Raw genomic sequence first — 19030 nt, forward strand, 5'->3', positions numbered from 1 at the left:
ATAAGGCCCGCACACGCTATGCGCGGCGGGCCGGAAACTCTGAGAGTGCGATTTAAGAGGCGCACAGCGGCAGGTTCAGCCGCTCGTTTTCAGCCTTATCGCCCCACACGAGGAACGCGGATTGGGTGCCTTCAACGGCCATGACGTAGGTAGGAACATCCGCGGTGGTCTCATAGCTTTGGATGGTGCACTGGTCATTGGAAAGCTCCACCGGCTCGGCGTCGGGAAGCATGGCATCGCGCTCTTCTATGCTGGGGTAGTAGGTCACGATATAGCTAAACCCATCGCCCACGCAGGAAATCTTGGCCTCCTGGCCAGACTCCGGCTCACGCGAGGAACACTTTGCCCCATCGAAGCCCTCCTGGCCGCTACGGGAGCTCACCAGGTTCGGGTACGCATCCGCCAGGTTTTGTTCTTTGTCATTCCAGCTGGGGTAGGACAAGAAGAACCACAGCGCCGCCGCGGCGGCAATCGCGGCCACCGCCAACACGCTAATCAACGCAATGAGACCGCCCTTGCCCTTCTTCTGCGGCGCTGGCGCCATGGGCTGTTGCCCCATGGGTTGCTGCCCCATGGGCTGGGCCATCGCCTGCTGCTGCGGCTGCGGCTGTGGCTGTGGCTGCGGCGGGGCGAATTGCTGCTGGGGGCGCGGTTCGGGGGCTTGCACGCGCGGGATCTGTGCGGTATCGAACTCTCCCTGCGGGCGCAGATGCGCCACCACATCCTTGGCGCTATCCGCCGTGCCGGTGGCCTTATAGTCCGGGCACTTGCGCGCGACGAGTTGCTCGAATGCCTCTACCGCTTCGCCGTGCTCCTCGGGAGACGGGCCGGCCGCGGCCAGTACCGAAATCTGCCGTTGCTTGTCGACGCCCACCCGGGCCTCCCTCAGCCCATGGACCGCAAAGTCTGCCTGCTTGCGAGAGATCAAAAAGTCCACCGCACCGGCCAGGGGGCCAAAGATCTCCGCCGCGTCCGTGCGGCTGAGATTATTGGGTATTTGCGAAAGCTGGGTGCCGACAAACCCCTCGCGTACAATAAACTCTTGCCCGTCTGCGGTAGTGCCCGTGCCTACCAGCGGTGCGATAGCCGGGTGATGCAATCCATGTAACGCGGTGGACTTTTCCACCATGCCGGTGATTCCTGGGGCGAAAATCTCCACGCTCAACGGCTGATGCGTGGCCCCGTCTTCCACGGCGAAGAGCGTGGAGGAAGGAGCTTCATCCACTACTGCCAATTCGTGCAGGTTGTGTTGGGTGGCGAAGAACTCAGGAAGTTGCGGCACGGTGGAGATTTCCTTAAACAGTGCGGAAGAGGGGCGGGGAACAATAAAACGATTCCAGATTACATGCCCGTGCCCCTGTTCGCTACCGGCGTACACCCGTGTGAGCTGCGAAGATGGGGAATTATCGCGGTATTGCGGGCATCTGGGAGTAAAACCGGAAATGATCGGCGGATTGCCGCGTTAGAGTGGGTGACACATTAGAAGCGAAAGTATAGGGGAATCATGTTCGAGAGGTTTACCGATCGTGCTCGCCGCGTCATCGTTTTGGCGCAGGAAGAAGCACGCATGCTTAACCACAATTACATCGGCACCGAGCACATCTTGCTCGGCCTTATCCATGAAGGCGAAGGCGTCGCTGCCAAGGCACTGGAATCCATGGGTATTTCCCTGGAGGATGTCCGCCGTGAGGTCGAGGAAATTATCGGCCAGGGTAGCCAGCCGCATACTGGCCACATCCCCTTTACTCCACGTGCCAAAAAGGTTCTTGAGCTCTCCCTGCGTGAGGGCCTGCAGATGGGACACAAGTACATCGGTACTGAGTTCTTGCTGCTGGGTCTCATTCGCGAGGGCGATGGCGTCGCCGCGCAGGTGCTGACCAAGCTCGGCGCCGACCTGCCACGCGTGCGCCAGCAGGTTATCCAGTTGCTGTCCGGCTACGAAGGTGGACAGCAGGAGGGCGGCTCCTCCAATGGTCAAGGCTCCGGTCCAGTCGGTGCAGGTGCTGGCGCCGGCGCTCGTGGCGGCTCCGGTGGTTCCGGTGAGCGTTCCAATTCCCTGGTGCTTGATCAATTCGGCCGCAACCTCACCCAGGCTGCCAAGGACGGCAAGCTTGATCCTGTCGTTGGCCGCGAGTCCGAGGTAGAGCGCATCATGCAAGTGCTCTCTCGTCGCACAAAGAATAATCCGGTCCTCATCGGTGAGCCGGGCGTTGGTAAGACCGCCGTGGTCGAGGGCTTGGCGCTCGACATCGTCAACGGCAAGGTCCCGGAAACCCTCAAGGACAAGCAGCTCTACTCGCTTGACCTAGGCTCCCTGGTGGCCGGCTCTCGTTACCGCGGTGACTTCGAGGAACGCCTGAAGAAGGTCCTCAAGGAGATTAACCAGCGCGGCGATATCATCTTGTTTATCGATGAGATCCACACCTTGGTCGGTGCTGGTGCTGCTGAAGGTGCTATCGATGCAGCTTCCTTGCTCAAGCCAAAGCTGGCCCGTGGCGAGCTGCAGACCATCGGTGCTACCACCTTGGATGAGTACCGCAAACACATCGAAAAGGACGCCGCCCTCGAGCGTCGTTTCCAGCCGGTTAAGGTAGACGAGCCTTCCCTGGATGACACCTTCTTGATTCTGAAGGGCCTGCGCGATAAGTACGAGGCTCACCACCGCGTGTCTTATACCGATGAGGCGCTGCACGCTGCAGCTTCCCTCTCGGATCGCTACATCAATGACCGCTTCTTGCCGGATAAGGCCGTCGACCTTCTCGATGAGGCTGGTGCGCGTATGCGCATCAAGCGCATGACCGCGCCAAAGGGCCTACGCGAGGTCGATGACCGCATCGCGGAGGTCCGCAAAGAAAAGGAAGCGGCCATCGATGCCCAAGACTTCGAAAAGGCAGCTGGCCTGCGCGATAAGGAGCGCAAGCTGGGCGAGGAGCGCGCTGAGAAGGAAAAGCAGTGGCGTTCCGGTGACCTCGAGGAAATCGCCGAGGTTGGCGAGGACCAGATCGCAGAGGTGCTGGCGCACTGGACCGGCATCCCTGTCCTGAAGCTGACGGAGAAGGAATCCAACCGTCTGCTCAACATGGAAGAAGAGCTGCACAAGCGCATCATTGGCCAGGACGAGGCGGTCAAGTCCGTCTCCCGCGCCATCCGCCGTACCCGTGCAGGCCTCAAGGACCCGCGCCGTCCATCCGGCTCCTTCATCTTCGCTGGCCCGTCCGGTGTGGGTAAGACCGAGCTGTCGAAGTCGCTGGCTAACTTCCTCTTCGGTTCGGATGATGACCTCATCCAGATCGATATGGGTGAGTTCCACGACCGCTTCACCGCTTCTCGTCTCTTCGGTGCTCCTCCGGGATACGTTGGCTACGAAGAGGGCGGCCAGCTGACCGAGAAGGTTCGCCGCAAGCCATTCTCCGTCGTGCTTTTTGATGAGATTGAGAAGGCTCACAAGGAGATCTACAACACCTTGTTGCAGGTGCTAGAGGATGGCCGGCTTACCGACGGCCAGGGTCGCGTTGTTGACTTCAAGAACACCGTTCTCATCTTCACGTCGAACTTGGGTACCCAGGACATCTCGAAGCCGGTGGGCTTGGGCTTTACTGGCTCTTCCGAAAATGATGCGGATGCTCAGTACGATCGGATGAAGCAGAAGGTCAACGACGAGCTGAAGAAGCACTTCCGCCCGGAGTTCTTGAACCGTATCGATGACATCGTTGTTTTCCACCAGCTCACTCAGGAGCAGATTGTGGAAATGGTCGAGCTGCTCATCGGCCGCGTGGCCAAGCAGCTGGAGGAGCGCGATATGGGCATCGAGCTCACGCAGAAGGCCAAGGACCTGCTGGCTAAGCGAGGCTTCGACCCAGTATTGGGTGCTCGTCCGCTGCGCCGCACCATCCAGCGCGAGATTGAGGATCAGCTCTCCGAGAAGATCCTCTTCGGCGAAATCGGCGCCGGTGAGATCATCACCGTCGACGTCGAGGGCTGGGACGGCGAGTCCAAGGACAACACTGGCGCGAAGTTCACCTTCAGCCCACGCCCGAAGCCTCTGCCGGAGGACACCGAGGAGCCGCAGCTTGACGACGCCGAGGTGCGCGAAAACGACGCCGACTCCACCGATGCCGGCGAGCCCGACACCATCACCCCGGACGTTCCGGGCGATGGCGGCTCCACCGCCGCCGGAACCGACCTAGAGTCCGGCTCCGGTTCCGACTCCGATGATGATGGCCATAACCCGCCGCCAGCAGGCGCCGGCCAGCCGATGTAGTGGCGCTATAGCGCCTTAAAGCCGCCCAGCCCTCGCTTTCCCTGCGAGAACTGGGCGGCTTTATTTGCGCCCAGGAATCTATTTATGCTGTGCAGTTAGTGGGTGCCGGTTTGCCCTCAAAGCGGTCAAAGAGATACTGCAACCCGACCGGCATCTCTAGGTACAAGGGCACGGCGTGGTCGATTCCAGTGCGTGGAATCGTTGCGGTACCGGGTGCGGCTACGAAATCGATGGTTCCGCCCATAGAGCAGTACGCTCCAGCAGTCCTGCGTACCTGGTCATGAGAGATTAAATCATCACTAGGTGAGCTAGCCATCATTACCGGTGCATTTGGCACCGCTTTGCCCAGGTTTTGGCGCTCTAAAGTTTCCTTAACGACAGGTTTGCGTTCCACAATCTCGGACAAGGATTCCCCGGTGCGGGTAAGCATTCGGGTATTTGTAAAGCCCCACATGAGAACAGAATCGCCCGTGCAGCTGGTGGCCGCGGAACGTAAGAAGTCAATGCCTCGTGGGTTGAGTTCCGCCAACACTGCATCGCGGAATTCTGGGCTACGCTCAGAAAAGCCATTAATGGCATAGCCCAGCACGTGGGCGATAGCTGAACCGTCAATGCTGCGCATAGTCTCCGGCAGGTCCGTTGGCGGCGCGCCAGCGTATGTGCCGGCTACGTTGAGGTCAGGAGCGTAGCGTTCGGCATACTCGGCTGCGGAGAGCGAGGCGCCGCCGCCCTGCGAATAGCCCGCAAAGCCAATAGGGGCGTCCTTCGGGGCGTGCGCGAGTTCTAGGCCGGAGCGGGCGGCGTCGAGAAGCGCGTGTGCTTCTTCAATGTGGTTTACATACGTGTGGTGTCCTGGCATGCCCAACCCAATAAGGTCGGCAACGATAACGCGTGCCCCGTGGCGCAGGGCCATCATATAAAATGAGTACTCGTAGCTGGCATTAATGGTGGGAGAGCCCACTTTGCTCAGGCCCACCGACCCCAGCTGCATGCCCGCGCGCGACGGCGCGCATTGGTCGCCCTGCCCACGCGTGCTTGGTCCGAAGACGATGGTCGGGCGCTCGCCCTTGCCACGCCACGGTGCAGTGGGCTCGTACAAGGTAGCCGAGGCTTGCACCGGCTTGCCGGCATCGGTGGTGGTGTCATATGTAAACACCTGCGCCTGGCCCGCCGATTCTGCCAGGTGCGGCGCCGGGTGAGCTGAAGTCACCGCCGCGTTTGCAGCTGGCGGCAGAAAGAGCGACCCGAGGATTAGTGAACAAACTGTGAGGAGTCTCATACAAATCTTTTCCATATCCAAAACCTACTGCGCAGTAGGAACGGTGGAAGTGGAATTGCTAAAATAAATGCTTATGGGACTTCAGTATCGTTCAAGAAAAAAGACCGGCAAGAATAGCTGGATCAACGTCTCTGGATCCGGCGCGTCGATGTCTACCAAGGTAGGGCCGGTCACCTTTAATTCCCGCGGCGGCATGTGGGTGAACCTGCCGGGCGGATTCAATTTCCGCGGCCGCTGGCGTTAACCAGCTCACACGCCCTGGATCGCGACCTGCGATTATAGCTGGCCATTATTAACCTCCTAAATAGGGAGGTGGAACAGGCCAGCGTCGTTTTGCTCGGCGAGGCCGTCGGCAAGCAGCGAAGCCAACGCCCGGGAGCGCTGTGCCGCATCGGGCCAGACCACGTCAATCTCGGACTGTGGTACCGGCCGCTCCGCCGCGCGCAGCACGTCCAGAATCTTGCCGCGCACCTGTCGGTCCGTGCCGACGAATTTCTGCACGCGCTTTTTCGCCTGTGCCTGCTCCTCTGCACTGGGCTGCGGCCGGCCAGCGAGCTGCCACGCACAGCTCGCGCGCAGCGGGCACTGCTCGCAGGCGGGATTCTTCGCCGTGCACACCAGCGCGCCTAACTCCATGAGTGCGGCCGAAAAGCGCGGCCCATTCTCGGCCGGCAAAAGCTCTGCCACGGCCGCCAGCTCCCGCTTCGATGGCTGCGGCGCAAGGAACCGGCCCTCTTCTGCGCGGGTATACACCCGCCGCACATTGGTATCGACCACCGGTACGTTTACCCCGAAGTGAAAACAGGCCACAGCGCGCGCGGTGTAATCCCCAATGCCAGGCAGGCACAGCAATTCATCGACGTCCGCCGGTACCTCGCCCTCGCCAATAGCCGCCGCGCACTCCCACAGGCGCAGCGCGCGGCGCGGGTAGCCCAGCTTGCCCCAGGCGCGCAGCACCTCCGCCCGAGTGGCCTGGGCAAAATCTGCCGGGGTGGGCCAGCGCCGCATCCAGTCCTCCCACACCGGAGCCACGCGGGCGACTGGGGTCTGCTGGCTCATGACCTCACTGAGCAGCACACCCCACGCGCTCGTGCCAGGCCGGCGCCAGGGCAGGTCTCGTTCATTGGCATCGAACCAGGAAAGAAGAGCTTGCGAATCCATCGTGGGAGATAGTCTAGGGCATTAGAATGTGGCCTATGCCTTTACGTAATGTTGCCCACGAACCGCAGGCCGTATGGGAGGCCCTCAAGGCGGGAAATCAGCGTGTATTGGACGGCGAGACCGTCGACGTGCGCGAGATTTATAACCGCGAGGGCCTAACTCACGGCCAGGACCCTCGCGTGGTGGTTATTTCCTGTTCCGACTCCCGCGCCCCTATCGAGCACGTCTTCAATATCGGCTTCGGCGATGCCTTTGTCATCCGCACTGCCGGCCACATTCTTGACGACGCCGTCCTAGCCTCCCTCGACTACGCCCTCGCCGCCCTCAAGCCCAACCTGCTGGTAGTCCTCGGCCATCAATCTTGCGGCGCGGTGGGCGCGGCTACCGGTTTCGTGTCCGGCGGCGAGCTGCCCACCGGCCTGCAGCGCCCCATCATCGAGAAGGTTGCCGCCTCCGCACTGGTGGCGGGCCCAAATGCCACGACTGACGACGTCGAGCGGGAGCACACCCGCCAGACCGTCGCCCAGCTGGTGGCCAGCGTGCCCAACGTCCGCCGTCTGCTCGACGAGGGTGCCCTGGGCGTTATCGGCGCGCGCTACCTGCTGGAAGATTCCAGCGTGGAAACCCTGCAGACCTTCGGGGTGGACTAGCCTGCCTGACACGCGGCGCGGGCTTAGCGCACCGGCCCGTGCCCACCGCTTAAAATTGACAGCGTGACGCAGAAAAAGCCCCTACCAGAAGAGATTTACAAGCGCCGACGAGTAGCGGCGCTCATCATCGTACTCGTGCTGGTCGTGGTGCTGATCTGGGCGGCTGTGGCTGCTTTCGGGGGCAGCAGCGATGAGCCGGCCGATACCGCCGCACCCGCGCCTACGCCGGAGCAGACCTCATCTTCTGCTGCCCCAGAAACCTCCGCAACCTCCGCGGAGACGTTGGCCGAGGGGGCGTCGGAAAGCGAGTCTGCCGAAAGCGAGCCCTCCAGCTCCGCGGCCGCGAGCTCCGAGGCAGCAAAGAAGACCTGCGACCTGGCAGACCTCCAGGTGCGCACCTCCATGCTGAACTACTCCGTGCCGGAGGGCGAACTGCCGAAGTTCTTCATGACAGTCACCAACCCCACGGCCGCAGACTGCAAGATCGACCTAGACAAGAACCTGCTGCGCTTCGAGGTCTACAAGATGGCCGATAACGAGCGCGTGTGGTCCGATACGGATTGCTATGCTTCCGTGCAGACCGGCTCGCAGACCTTCCCGGCCGGCAAGGACGTAAAATTCGAGGCCGAATGGTCCCGCCAAGCCTCCAAGCCGGGCGAATGCACCAATCGCCCAACGGCTGAACCAGGCGCCTACTTCGCCCACACCATCATCGGCGATAACTCCTCCCCGCCGCAGGACTTCACGCTGCGCTAGGCGCTAGCCCGCCACCGCAGCGATGGCCTGCCCTAGCGTCCCAGCTTGGTGGACGCGAATGCCGTCTACTGGCTCGATTTCCCCGCGTGGGACAATCGCGTTCTTATAACCCAGCCGCGCGGCCTCCATTAAGCGCCGCTCCACATTGGGCACTGGACGCAACTCGCCGGCCAGGCCCACCTCGCCAATGACAACCGTCTTGGCCGGCAGCGGTTGCTCGTGCAACGAGGACCACGTCGCCAACGCCACCGCCAAATCCGTCGCGGTTTCCGTAATGCGCATGCCGCCGACCGTGGCGACGTAGGCATCTTTATCATTGGTGCGCTGGCCGGCGCGGGCCTGGAGCACCGCGAGCACCATCGGCACGCGGTTGGAATCTAGCCCGGTAACCACCCGCCGCGGGTTTTTCGCCACCGGGTCCACCGTCAGCGCCTGCACCTCCGCCAGAATCGGCCGCACCCCGTCCATCGCGACCGTCACGGCCGAGCCATCCGGCGTAGAACCGCGGTGCGAGAGGAATAGCCCGGAGGGATCCGCTACCTCCCGAATGCCGCCGGAGGTCTGCTCGAAGCAGCCCACCTCGTCGGTGGCACCAAAGCGATTTTTGATGCCGCGCAGCATGCGCAGGCTGGATTGGCGGTCGCCCTCGAAGTTTAAGACGACGTCGACAAGGTGCTCCAGCACGCGTGGCCCGGCCACGTTGCCGTCCTTCGTGACGTGGCCGACCAGTAGCACCGGAATGCCCGTGGATTTCGCCAATGACGTCAGCGCGGCCGTTACCGCGCGCGATTGTGCCACGCCACCGGATACACCCTCCACACCTACGGCATGCATGGTCTGTACCGAATCGACGATGATGAGGCTAGGCTGCAGCTTATCGACGTGCCCGAAGACCCCATCCAAGTTGGACTCGGCCGCCAAATACAAAGTTTCCTGCAAGGCGCCGGTGCGCTCGGCGCGGGAGCGGACCTGGCCGGCGGATTCCTCGGCCGTCGCGTAGAGCACGGTGCGGCCGAGCTGTGCCCACCGCGAGGCTACTTCCAGCAGTAGCGTGGATTTGCCCACGCCGGGCTCGCCGGCCATAAGCACCACCGAGCCCGGCACGATGCCGCTTCCCAGCACGCGATCCAACTCGCCGATACCGGTGCGCACCGTCTTTGTTGCCTGCGCCCCAATCTTGGTAATCGGCTGTGCCGGACTCGACGGGGCTACGCCCTTGCTTGCCGACGCCCCCGTCCCCGCCACCACGGGCGCCTTTTCCTCCAACGTGCCCCACGCACCGCAGTCCGGGCATCGCCCGAGCCATTTGGGCGAGACGTAGCCGCATTCGGAACAGGTATGGATGGGGCGGGTTTTCTTGGCCATGGCTTCTAGCCTAAAACACACAGACGCTCCCAGCCCGAAACGGGCTGGGAGCGGGGCTGGAAAGTAGTGTGTCTTAGTTCTTCGGAGCCTCGGAGGTGTAGCCCTCGGAGGACTCGACGTCGCGGTCGAACTCGCCGGACTGCATCTGGGTGGCAGCGATGGTGGCGTTTACGTCGATGGAGCCATTGGAGAACTCGAAGGTAACCGGGCGGTCACCGGCGTAGCCGTAGTCATCATTCTTCAACTTGGTGGCGATGTACTGGACGGTTTCGGAATCCTGCTGGGGGTTAGCTTCCAGGTTCTTCTGAGAATCAGCGATGATGGACTCATCGCGGTGCAGCGGCTGTGGCTGCTTCATCTCAACGCGCTGGCCATCGACCTTCACGGACTCCAAGGAAATGACATCGGTGTCGTAGCCCTGGTTAATGGCGCTGAACTTCAGTGCAGCAGTGCCGTCCGGCTCTACCAGGATGGTGACATCGCGAACTGCAGCCTTATTATCTTCCGTGCTTGCAGAAGCGCCATCGACCGCAGCCACTTTTTCAGCGGTCTGGGTGACATGACCCGCCGAGCAAGAAGCCAACGCCAGAGCGGAGACGGCGGTAACGGAAATAATGGCACCGCGGCGGGCGGCGGACTTCAGGGACTGCACGTTGAGCATCCTCCATCAATTGCGATCACAGGGCTTGTCAACGCTTTAGCCTAGTCCCTTTCGCAATAAAGTACACAGTTGTCCCAAATCGGGCGGGTAGACCGTGGGGGTATACGGGGGTATCCGCAGTCGGGGCGACCGTGCGTGATAAAATAGCGGCCTTAGTCAACCGGGATAAATCGGGAACACAAGGAGTGGCAATGGAGTATAAGGTCGGCGAGGTCGTCGTCTACCCGCACCACGGTGCGGCCGTCATCGAGGATATCGAGACCCGCGAAATGGGCGGCGAGACGCTCGAATACCTGGTGCTGCACATCAACCAGTCCGACCTGGTCGTCCGCGTGCCCATCAAGAACGCCGATAACGTCGGCGTGCGCGACGTCGTGGGCAAGGAAGGCCTAGAAAAGGTCTTTTCCGTGCTGCGTGACGAGGACGTCGAAGAGGCCGGCAACTGGTCCCGCCGTTATAAGGCTAACCAGGAGCGCCTGGCTTCCGGCGATATTAATAAGGTCGCCGAGGTCGTGCGTGACCTGTGGCGCCGCGACCAGGATCGCGGCCTTTCGGCCGGCGAGAAGCGCATGCTTGGCAAGGCCCGCACCATCCTGGTAGGTGAGCTCGCACTGGCCAAGCCGGTCGATGAGAAGAAGGCCGACACCATGATGGAAGAAATCGATGCCACCATCGAGCGCCACCGCGCCGCCGGATTGGTAGATGATAAGTCCATCACCACCGATATCGACAACGACATCGATCTCGATGACCTCTCCTTCGACGACGAAGACTAAACCGCGCGTCATCGCGCTCATCGCGGCCGCAGGCCAGGGAACTCGCCTCGGCGCCGAGGTGCCCAAAGCTTATGTCGAGCTGCGCGGCCGCACCCTCTTGGAACGCTCCGTGCGAGCATTGCTGGCCTCCGGGGTAGTCGATGAAATTATCGTCCTGGTCAGCCCGGACATGGAGGCTGAGGCCGCGCGTATTATCGGCCGCATCGACGCCGTTGGTGCTACTGACGCTGCAAGCGCCGCCCCGATTCGCCTCGTTCACGGTGGCAGCGAGCGCGCCGATTCCGTGTGGGCCGGCCTGCAAGCAATCCCGGACGAGGATGCCGTGGTGCTCATCCACGATGCGGCCCGTGCGTTGACGCCGCCGGCGATGGTGCGGGGCGTCGCCAAGCGGGTGCTGGAAGGCGCTCCCGCGGCCGTGCCGGTGGTTCCGGTGGCCGATACCATCAAGGAAGTCGCGGATGAGGCCGTGTTGAGCACCCCCGATCGCTCCCGCCTGCGCGCAGTGCAAACCCCGCAGGCCTTCCGCCTGTCCGCGCTGCGCCAGGCCAACCTCGATTATTGGGCCCAGCAGCCCGAATTTACCGCCACGGATGACGCCAGCCTCATGGAATGGCACGGCGAGCGCGTGGCAACCGTGCCGGGCGATACCCTGGCTTTCAAGATCACCACGCCCATCGATCTCACCCTGGCCCACGCCCTGACCGAGGAGACCCATGACTAATCCGATTATCCCGCGCGTTGGAATTGCCACCGACGCCCACCAAATCGAGGCCGGCAAGGATTGCTGGATCGCCGGCCTGCTCTTCGAAGGCGTTGACGGGTGCGAGGGCCACTCCGATGGGGATGTTGTAGCGCACGCGCTCGTCGACGCCCTTTTATCCGCCTCCCACCTCGGTGACCTCGGCTCCTTCGTGGGCGTCGGCCGCCCCGAATACGATGGCGTTTCCGGCGCGAAGTTGCTGCGCGAATGCCGCCAGCTCCTCGAATCTGAGGGCTTTATCATCGGCAACGCCGCCGCCCAGCTCATCGGCCAGACCCCCAAGATGGGTCCGCGCCGCGAAGAGGCCGAGGCCGTACTGAGCGAAATCCTTGGTGCCCCCGTGTCCGTATCTGCTACCACGACGGACCACCTGGGGTTCACCGGCCGTAAGGAGGGGCGTGCGGCGGTTGCTACGGCCGTCGTCTGGCGCGCCTAGCCCACCGCACTAACCCCGCGCACGCGTCAATTAGACTAAGTGGCGTGAGTACTTTGCGCATTTATGACACAGCCACCCGCAGCCAACGCGATTTCGAGCCGATCCGCCCCGGCCATGCCTCGATTTATCTGTGCGGCGCCACCCCGCAGGCCCAGCCGCACATCGGGCACCTGCGCTCCGGCGTCGCTTTCGACATCCTGCGCCGCTGGCTGCTCGCCCAGGGCTATAACGTAGCCTTGGTGCGCAACGTCACCGATATCGATGACAAGATCCTCACCAAGGCGGCCGAGAATAATCGCCCCTGGTGGGAGTGGGTATCCACGTATGAGCGCGAGTTCACCAAGGCCTATAACACCCTGGGCGTGCTTCCGCCTTCGGTAGAGCCGCGCGCGACCGGCTTTGTCACCCAGATGGTCGACTATATGCAGCGGCTTATCGACGCCGGCTTTGCCTACCCCGCCGAAGGCTCCGTCTACTTTGACGTTGCCGCATGGACCAAGGCCGAAGGCTCGGATTATGGTTCGCTGTCCGGCAACAAGGTAGAAGAAATGGAACAGGGCGAGGGCGAAGATTCCGCCAAGCGCGGTGCCCAAGACTTTGCCCTGTGGAAGGCCGCGAAACCGGGCGAACCCAGCTGGCCCACCCCCTGGGGCGACGGCCGACCGGGCTGGCACCTGGAGTGCTCGGCCATGTCTACCTATTACCTGGGCTCCAATTTCGATATCCACTGCGGCGGGCTGGACCTGCAGTTCCCGCACCACGAGAACGAGATTGCTCAGTCGCACGCGGCCGGCGATAAGTTTGCCAACTACTGGATGCACAACCACTGGGTGACGATGTCGGGCGAGAAGATGTCGAAATCGCTGGGCAACGTGCTCTCTATTCCGAATATGCTCGAGCTGGTGCGTCCGGTGGAGCTGCGCTACTACCTGGGCTCGGCGCATTACCGCTCCGTGCTGGAGTATTCCGAGGCCGCGCTGACCGAGGCCGCCGCAGGCTACCGCCGCATCGAGGACTTCCTCGCTCACTTCGATGACCTGGAGCTGGGCGAGTGGACGCAGGGCTTTGAAGACGCGATGAATGATGATATCGCGGTGCCCAAGGCGCTGGCGGAAATCCACACCACCGTTCGCGCCGGCAATAAGGCCCTTGCCGCCGGCGATGAAGCCGGGGCGCGCACGCTGGCCGGCCAGGTACGGGCGATGGCACACGTACTTGGCTTTGACCCGCTGGAGTGGGAAGATGGAGCGCAAGCTAGCGGGGCGGATGCCGCGTTGGATGCGCTGGTGCAGGCTGAACTGGAGCGGCGCACCCAGGCGCGCGCGGACAAGGACTTCGCTACTGCCGACGCCGTCCGTGACCGCCTCGCGGCCGCCGGCATCACCATCACCGATACCCCAGACGGCCCGACCTGGTCGCTGGCGCAGCGTTAAGCACTCCGAAAGGACAATAAACTATGGCACGTACCCACGGCCGCGGTGGCGCGGGAATCCGCAAAACTAATAAGAAGGGCGCAACCAAGGGCTCCGGCGGCCAGCGCCGCAAGGGCTTGGCCGGCAAGGGCCCGACGCCCAAGGCAGAGGACCGCATTTACCACGCCAAGCACAAGGCCAAGCTGGAGCGCGACCGCCGCAACTCCGGCCGTCACCAAAAGGAGACCGCCGAGATGGTCGTGGGCCGCAACCCAGTCATCGAGTGCCTGCATGCCAAGGTTCCGGCCACCACGCTCTATATCGTGGCCGGTACCCGCAACGATAAGCGCCTGTCTGAGGCCGTGGCCATGTGCAATACCCGCAATATCCCCATCATCGAGGTGCAGCGCCACGAGATGGACCGCATGACCGGCAACGGCATGCACCAGGGCATTGGGCTGCAGATCCCGCCGTATAAATACGCCGATGTCGACGAGCTCATCTCCCGTGCGGCCGAAAGTGCCCGTCCGGGCATGTTCGTCATCTTGGATAACATCACCGACCCGCGCAACCTCGGCGCGGTGATTCGCTCTGTGGCAGCTTTTGGTGGCGACGGCGTCATCATCCCAGAGCGCCGCTCCGCATCCGTGACTGCCGTGGCGTGGCGTACCTCGGCCGGCACGGCGGCGCGCCTGCCGGTCGCCCGCGCGACGAATATCACCCGCACCGTACAGCAATTCCAAAAGAGCGGCTACCAGGTCGTCGGCCTAGATGCCGGCGGCGAGCACACGCTGGATACATATAACGGCGCGACGGACCCCGTGGTCATCGTCATCGGTTCCGAGGGCAAGGGGATTTCTCGCCTCGTGCGGGAAAACTGCGACGTCATCATGTCCATCCCTATGACGGATTGGGTCGAGTCCCTCAATGCTTCCGTCGCGGCCGGTTCTGTGCTTTCCGAATTCGCACGCCAGCGCCGCGCGGCCCAGTAGTCTCTAGCGAGAGTTTCTAGCCGCCTTCTGCCCAGGGCGGCAGCCACCTAATGGTGCCATTCACCCGGGCCAGGCGGCCGCGAACTGGCGGGGCGTTGGGGTCATCGTCGTTGACGCCGTTGTGGTACGGGCAGGCGATGGTGAGGTTTTCGGGGTTTGTCTCGCCGCCGTGGCGCCAGGCGGTGAGGTGGTGGACTTGGCATTCGTCGGCGGGATAATTGCACTGGGGCCAAGGACAAGTGGGATTTTCCGCGGCCGCCATGGTGCGCTGCTTGGGTGAGGCGAGCCGCTCCGTGCGATACAGATTCACCGGGCCTTTAACGGGATGGATGAGGGTGACATAGCCATGCTCGGTAAATGCGCGGCGCACGAGGTCTGCGCCGGTCATCCGGGCGCCATTGGTGAGCTGCAGTGTCACGTCATCGCCCGCGCAGTCGACGACGCGGTCGAGCTCGTCCAAGCGCAGCACCACATTGGTGGTCACGGACGCACCGGAGGCGGCGGTCTTGCCCTGGAAAATCTTGCGCACCGAATCTAGCGGGGCATCTTTATCCAGCGCGGCATGCATATCCGCAATATCGGCGGATTTGCCGGTAATCGTCATAGTCCAGGGGCCCTCGGCGCGGCGGTAGAGCTTGACACCGGGTGTGCGCTGCGGCGGGCCTTTAATCTCGCGCACGCGTTTACGCCCCCGTTTTTCGACGTCCGAGGCATCCCCCTTCATCCCACACAACTCCCGACGCAGCGCCCAGGCCTGACGCTTATTTCTCAGCCGAGTGGCGTAGCGCTCGATGGTCAGCAGCGCGGTAAGGCTGTGCCCATTGGTGCGAGCGGCGGCGATGGATTCGCGCTGGAGGCGGCTAAACGCGGTTGGGCCGAAGTAGGTATCGGCGAGGGCGAGCAGGCGGGTGGCGGTGGTATCGGGACAGCCGGCGTCGATAAGCGCGCGCTTGGAAAGGCCGTGGCAGTCGGCGATGATGTCCATGCCGGCGGCTAGGCCTGTCAAGAAAGTGTGCAGCGCGTTCATGGCTCCACACATTAGGTGCGGGACGCGACCAGAGGCGAGGGATAAGGCGCGCCGCTGTGGATAACTAGGACTGCGCGGTGCCGAGGCCGAAAAAGTCGCGGACCTTATCCACAGCGCGGAAGGAATCTGTATTGGGGCCTATGCGCGGGTCGGTTCTCATGCTAGAGGGAATCACGTGGCCAAGGCCCTCCATGGTCCATAGTTCGACGGGAAAATCGCCGGCGTATTCGGTGGCGGTGACAGCCGGGGCGGGGTGGTAGTCGCGCGGTGGCTGGCAGCCATTGGCCAACGCAAAGTACTCCGCGGTGGCAGGAGCGGAGAGCACGCGGCCGCGGGTGCGCTCGGCGTCCAGCCCGGCCACACCGCCTTCATAAGGCGCATATGGGTCCGCGGTGCCGTGGAAAAACAGCAGCGGCGTGGGCCGGTAGCCATCCGGGTTGCTGGGCGCGTGGTTATCGCCCTCGCCCAAGGTGGAGGCGAAGATGCAGGCGCGGGTGAGGGTAAAGGGAGCGTCGAAAAGCAGGCGGAGCACCATCTGACCGCCATTGGAATAGCCGCAAGCAAAGGTGCGCGCGGTGCCGAACTCGCGCTGCATAGCTTCAACGAGATACGTGGCGAAGGCGATGTCATCAACGTTCTCCGTGCGGGCGGTGACCGGTAGGATGCTGCGGCAATCATTGAAATGGCGATCCACGCCGTCGGGGTAGACGAGGATGGTGTTGGTGGCATCGGCAAGCTCGTCGAAGGTGCCATTGGTAAAGCGGCGCATCACGTTGCCGGATTGCAACGAGCCGTGGAAGAAGAGCAGCAGGTCTGGATGCGGGCCGGGATTATCCGGCGTGATGATGAGGAAGCGGCGGGTGCGGCCATCCACATCCGCGGTGCGGCGGTGTACGTGCATAGCCGCCCAGTTTAGTCGGCGTGGTGCTCCTCGGCCGTGGTGTGGCAGTCGGCGTGGAAGCGTTTAGCGGCGACCTCGTCGCGCACTGCGCTTTTATTGCGCCGCCAGCCGATGAGCCGGCACACCAGATAGATGACAAAGGAAATGGTGGTGACGAAGACCGAGACCGGAAGACCAGGCGCGAGCGATAAGATGAAGCCGCCTACGGCCGACACCTCGGCGAAAATGGTGGCCCACATGACCGCGCGCAGGGGCGAGGAAGTAATCTGCACGGCCGCTGCGCCGGGGGTGATAAGCAGCGCCATGACGAGCAGTGAACCAACGATTTGTACCGACTGCGCGGCCGCTAGGCCCACGAGTACGGCGAAGGCGACCGAGATGAAACGGGTCGGCACGCCGGCCGCCTGGGCCATAACTGGGTCGGCCGAAGCGAAGAGCATGGGGCGCCACAGGATGGCTACGGCGGAGAGGATGACTACGGTGGTTGCGGCCAAAAGCCATACCGAGGCCGAGGATACGCCGACGATCTGGCCGGTCAGCAGCGTCATCGCGGTATTCGCGTTGCCGGGGTAGAGGTGCAGAAATAGCACCGACAGTCCTAGGCCAAAGCTCATGACCACGCCGATGGCGCTGTCTTGTTGGCCCTTAAAGCCCAGTACGGCGAGGATGATGGCGGCCACGATGGCCCCGGCGACCGCGCCAAAGCCTAAGTTGAGACCGAAAAGTAGTGCGGCGGAGGCACCCATGAGCGCGAGCTCGGAGGTGGCGTGGACGGAAAAGGACATCTGGCGCAGCACGATGAGCGAGGTCATCACGCCAGAAAGAATGCCTAGCAGCGCGGAGGCGATGAGCGAGGATTGTACAAAATCAACGCTGAGCAGGTACTGGGTGTCTTCTATGAAGCTAGACAACGATAAGCCTCCCATCGACGTTTAAGACGTTGACTTTGGAACCGTAGAGCTCGGAAAGGACATCGGAGCGCATGACCTCATCTACCGCGCCGAAGGTATGGCCGCCGGGAGCAAGGTAGAGCACCTTATCGGTCACTCCGAGTACCGGATTGATGCCATGGGTGATAAAGATGATGGAGGTGCCGCGCTCGCGGCGTAGCGCATCTAGCTTCTCCACGGTGTCTTGCTGGCGCGCCGGGTCGAGCGAGAGCAGCGGCTCATCGGCAAGGATGAGCTCTGGGTCATTGGCCAGCGCTTGGGCCTGGCGGATAAGTTGCTGCTGGCCGCCGGATAGCTGTCCTACGCGGCGGTCGCGCAGGCCGGTGGCACCTACCTCGGCGAGGAGCTCGTCGACGCGGTGGCGGGGAGGGCGGCGGCGTCGGAAAGCGCCGTGCGCAAGGGAGAGCGATACTAAGTCGCGGGCGCGCAGGGGCAGGTCGGCCGGGAACATGCGCTGCTGCGGGATGAATCCGACGCGGCAGTCTACGTCGACGCTGCCGGCCGTGAGTTTGCGGGTGCCCAAGATGGTGCCGAGCAGGGTGGATTTGCCCACGCCATTGGGGCCCAAAACGGCGATAAACTCGCCGCGGTCAACGGCGAGGTTAAGGCTGGACCACAGCGGGGCAACCGCTGCGTCATGAAATTGGATGAGCACTAGAGCTTCCCCAGGGAGTCGGTGACCTCGTCATAGTAGGTCCAGAACTCCTTGCCATCCGGCGGGGTCTCGCCGATTTCGACGATATTGACATCCGCATCCTCCGCGGCGGACTTGATACGGCCGGCGGTATCGGTTTCGGTCTGCGGGTTAAAGATGAGAAGGTCCACCTTGTGGTCCTTGATGGCCTTGGTGAAGGCGGCAAGATCGGCCGCGGTGGGCTCGCCCTCAGAAATGGTGGCCTTGCGGTAGCCCTCTGGGGTGACGTCCTTGCCGGAGGTGTACTTCATGATGTAGTCCGCAATCGGCTCGGTCTGGGCGTAGGAGAGATCGCCCGGTAGCTCCTTGAGCTTGTCGCGCAGGCGGTTGACGTGGGAGTCCACGCGCTCGGTGCTGGCGTGCGCATCGGTATTGAGCTCATTGATCTGGTCCGCGATATTACCGGCGACCTCGTCGAGCGCAGCTGGGTCGTACCAGGTGTGCTCGTTGCCTTCGATATTGGTGACCTTCTTTGGGTCCTTCTTGGCGGTGGCCTTGGCGGCGTCGATGGTCATGACATTGGGGTCATCGGCCAGCTTGCCGTGGTCGGTCAGCGGCAGGGCGGAGATGATGTTGTCTTGCTCGGAGACGGCCTGGTAAATCCAAGAATCGTAGCCGCCGCCGTTGACTACGAGCAGGTCCGCGTCTTCGGCCTTGGCGATATCGGCCGCGGAAGGCTCGAAGTGGTGGGGGTCGACGCCATTGCCCTCCACGATGGGTTTGACCTCAATGTCCACGCCGGAGGCGGTATCGGCCACGGCTTGGGCAACATCGGCCCAGATAGAAGTGGAAGCGACGATAGAGATTTTCTTCTGAGCGCCGGGCTCGGCGGCCGAGTCTTGAGAGTCAGAGGAGGAGCAAGCGGTGGCGGTGAGGAGGAGGCCGCCGGCCGCGAGGAGGGCGGCGGTTGCGCGAAGTGAGTTATGCATAGCTCCCAGTGTGCTGTTGA

General features: G+C 62.7%; 19 protein-coding genes. 9 read left to right on the top strand and 10 right to left on the bottom strand.

The window, feature by feature from the left end; translation table 11 throughout:
• Window positions 1–52: 52 nt before the first annotated feature.
• Window positions 53–1282: a serine/threonine protein kinase gene (locus tag MHK05_RS06005; protein WP_200288640.1), complete on the bottom strand. Its 1230-nt coding sequence runs from the start codon at window positions 1280–1282 to the stop codon at window positions 53–55.
• A 222-nt stretch (window positions 1283–1504) separates the two neighbouring features.
• Here MHK05_RS06005 and MHK05_RS06010 point away from each other — a divergent pair, with 222 nt between their 5' ends.
• Window positions 1505–4261 (top strand): ATP-dependent Clp protease ATP-binding subunit, encoded by a 2757-nt coding sequence (locus MHK05_RS06010; RefSeq protein ID WP_239205481.1) that lies wholly within the window; start codon window positions 1505–1507, stop codon window positions 4259–4261.
• Between the two features lie 82 nt (window positions 4262–4343).
• Here MHK05_RS06010 and MHK05_RS06015 read toward each other — a convergent pair whose 3' ends face one another.
• A complete protein-coding gene (locus MHK05_RS06015; RefSeq protein ID WP_232212554.1) occupies window positions 4344–5471 on the bottom strand; it encodes a lipase family protein in 1128 nt (375 codons plus the stop codon).
• Between the two features lie 142 nt (window positions 5472–5613).
• Here MHK05_RS06015 and MHK05_RS06020 point away from each other — a divergent pair, with 142 nt between their 5' ends.
• Window positions 5614–5784 (top strand): DUF4236 domain-containing protein, encoded by a 171-nt coding sequence (locus MHK05_RS06020; RefSeq protein WP_080970400.1) that lies wholly within the window; start codon window positions 5614–5616, stop codon window positions 5782–5784.
• Window positions 5785–5840: 56 nt separating this feature from the next.
• Here the strand turns inward: MHK05_RS06020 and MHK05_RS06025 are convergent, their stop codons facing one another.
• Window positions 5841–6701 carry an iron-sulfur binding domain-containing protein gene (locus MHK05_RS06025; RefSeq protein ID WP_239205483.1) on the bottom strand — a complete coding sequence of 287 codons (861 nt, stop codon included), beginning with the start codon at window positions 6699–6701 and terminating at the stop codon, window positions 5841–5843.
• A gap of 35 nt (window positions 6702–6736) precedes the next feature.
• Between MHK05_RS06025 and MHK05_RS06030 the strand changes: the two genes are divergently transcribed.
• Together MHK05_RS06030 and MHK05_RS06035 are read left to right on the top strand one after the other, a co-directional pair.
• On the top strand, window positions 6737–7351 hold the full coding sequence (locus tag MHK05_RS06030; protein ID WP_239205485.1) for a carbonic anhydrase: 615 nt from the start codon (window positions 6737–6739) through the stop codon (window positions 7349–7351).
• Window positions 7352–7414: 63 nt separating this feature from the next.
• Complete coding sequence (locus tag MHK05_RS06035) at window positions 7415–8107, top strand: hypothetical protein (protein ID WP_239205487.1); 693 nt, start codon at window positions 7415–7417, stop codon at window positions 8105–8107.
• Between the two features lie 3 nt (window positions 8108–8110).
• Here MHK05_RS06035 and radA read toward each other — a convergent pair whose 3' ends face one another.
• Window positions 8111–9472: a DNA repair protein RadA gene (gene radA / locus MHK05_RS06040; protein WP_239205489.1), complete on the bottom strand. Its 1362-nt coding sequence runs from the start codon at window positions 9470–9472 to the stop codon at window positions 8111–8113.
• A 73-nt stretch (window positions 9473–9545) separates the two neighbouring features.
• A complete protein-coding gene (locus MHK05_RS06045) occupies window positions 9546–10133 on the bottom strand; it encodes a hypothetical protein (RefSeq protein WP_034655526.1) in 588 nt (195 codons plus the stop codon).
• A 191-nt stretch (window positions 10134–10324) separates the two neighbouring features.
• On the opposite strand from MHK05_RS06045, the gene MHK05_RS06050 reads away from it, so the two are divergent.
• From MHK05_RS06050 to rlmB, 5 genes are read left to right on the top strand one after another with little or no spacing between them, the layout of a single operon-like run.
• On the top strand, window positions 10325–10909 hold the full coding sequence (locus MHK05_RS06050) for a CarD family transcriptional regulator (RefSeq protein ID WP_005325718.1): 585 nt from the start codon (window positions 10325–10327) through the stop codon (window positions 10907–10909).
• On the top strand, window positions 10881–11630 hold the full coding sequence (gene ispD, locus MHK05_RS06055) for a 2-C-methyl-D-erythritol 4-phosphate cytidylyltransferase (RefSeq protein ID WP_023019905.1): 750 nt from the start codon (window positions 10881–10883) through the stop codon (window positions 11628–11630). The genes MHK05_RS06050 and ispD overlap by 29 nt, the downstream gene beginning before the upstream one ends.
• Entirely contained in the window at window positions 11623–12105 is a 483-nt protein-coding gene (gene ispF, locus MHK05_RS06060; RefSeq protein WP_023027768.1) for a 2-C-methyl-D-erythritol 2,4-cyclodiphosphate synthase, read from the top strand. Before ispD ends, ispF begins: the two co-directional genes overlap by 8 nt.
• Window positions 12106–12149: 44 nt before the next feature.
• On the top strand, window positions 12150–13538 hold the full coding sequence (gene cysS / locus MHK05_RS06065) for a cysteine--tRNA ligase (RefSeq protein WP_239205491.1): 1389 nt from the start codon (window positions 12150–12152) through the stop codon (window positions 13536–13538).
• Window positions 13539–13561: 23 nt separating this feature from the next.
• Window positions 13562–14509 (top strand): 23S rRNA (guanosine(2251)-2'-O)-methyltransferase RlmB, encoded by a 948-nt coding sequence (gene rlmB / locus MHK05_RS06070; RefSeq protein ID WP_023019902.1) that lies wholly within the window; start codon window positions 13562–13564, stop codon window positions 14507–14509.
• A 16-nt stretch (window positions 14510–14525) separates the two neighbouring features.
• Here the strand turns inward: rlmB and MHK05_RS06075 are convergent, their stop codons facing one another.
• The 5 genes from MHK05_RS06075 to MHK05_RS06095 all read right to left on the bottom strand — a co-directional run bounded on the left by MHK05_RS06075 (window position 14526) and on the right by MHK05_RS06095 (window position 19010).
• A complete protein-coding gene (locus tag MHK05_RS06075) occupies window positions 14526–15536 on the bottom strand; it encodes an HNH endonuclease signature motif containing protein (protein WP_239205493.1) in 1011 nt (336 codons plus the stop codon).
• Window positions 15537–15600: 64 nt separating this feature from the next.
• Window positions 15601–16437, bottom strand: coding sequence for a CE1 family esterase (locus tag MHK05_RS06080; protein ID WP_239205495.1), 837 nt, complete (start codon window positions 16435–16437; stop codon window positions 15601–15603).
• 11 nt (window positions 16438–16448) lie between these two features.
• Window positions 16449–17363 (bottom strand): metal ABC transporter permease, encoded by a 915-nt coding sequence (locus MHK05_RS06085; protein ID WP_239205497.1) that lies wholly within the window; start codon window positions 17361–17363, stop codon window positions 16449–16451.
• A complete protein-coding gene (locus MHK05_RS06090) occupies window positions 17341–18042 on the bottom strand; it encodes a metal ABC transporter ATP-binding protein (RefSeq protein ID WP_239205499.1) in 702 nt (233 codons plus the stop codon). Before MHK05_RS06090 ends, MHK05_RS06085 begins: the two co-directional genes overlap by 23 nt.
• Entirely contained in the window at window positions 18042–19010 is a 969-nt protein-coding gene (locus MHK05_RS06095) for a metal ABC transporter solute-binding protein, Zn/Mn family (protein WP_239205501.1), read from the bottom strand. Before MHK05_RS06095 ends, MHK05_RS06090 begins: the two co-directional genes overlap by 1 nt.
• Window positions 19011–19030: the final 20 nt, after the last annotated feature.

This window comes from Corynebacterium nasorum, from assembly GCF_022347325.1.
Taxonomy (GTDB): Bacteria; Actinomycetota; Actinomycetes; order Mycobacteriales; family Mycobacteriaceae; genus Corynebacterium; species Corynebacterium kefirresidentii.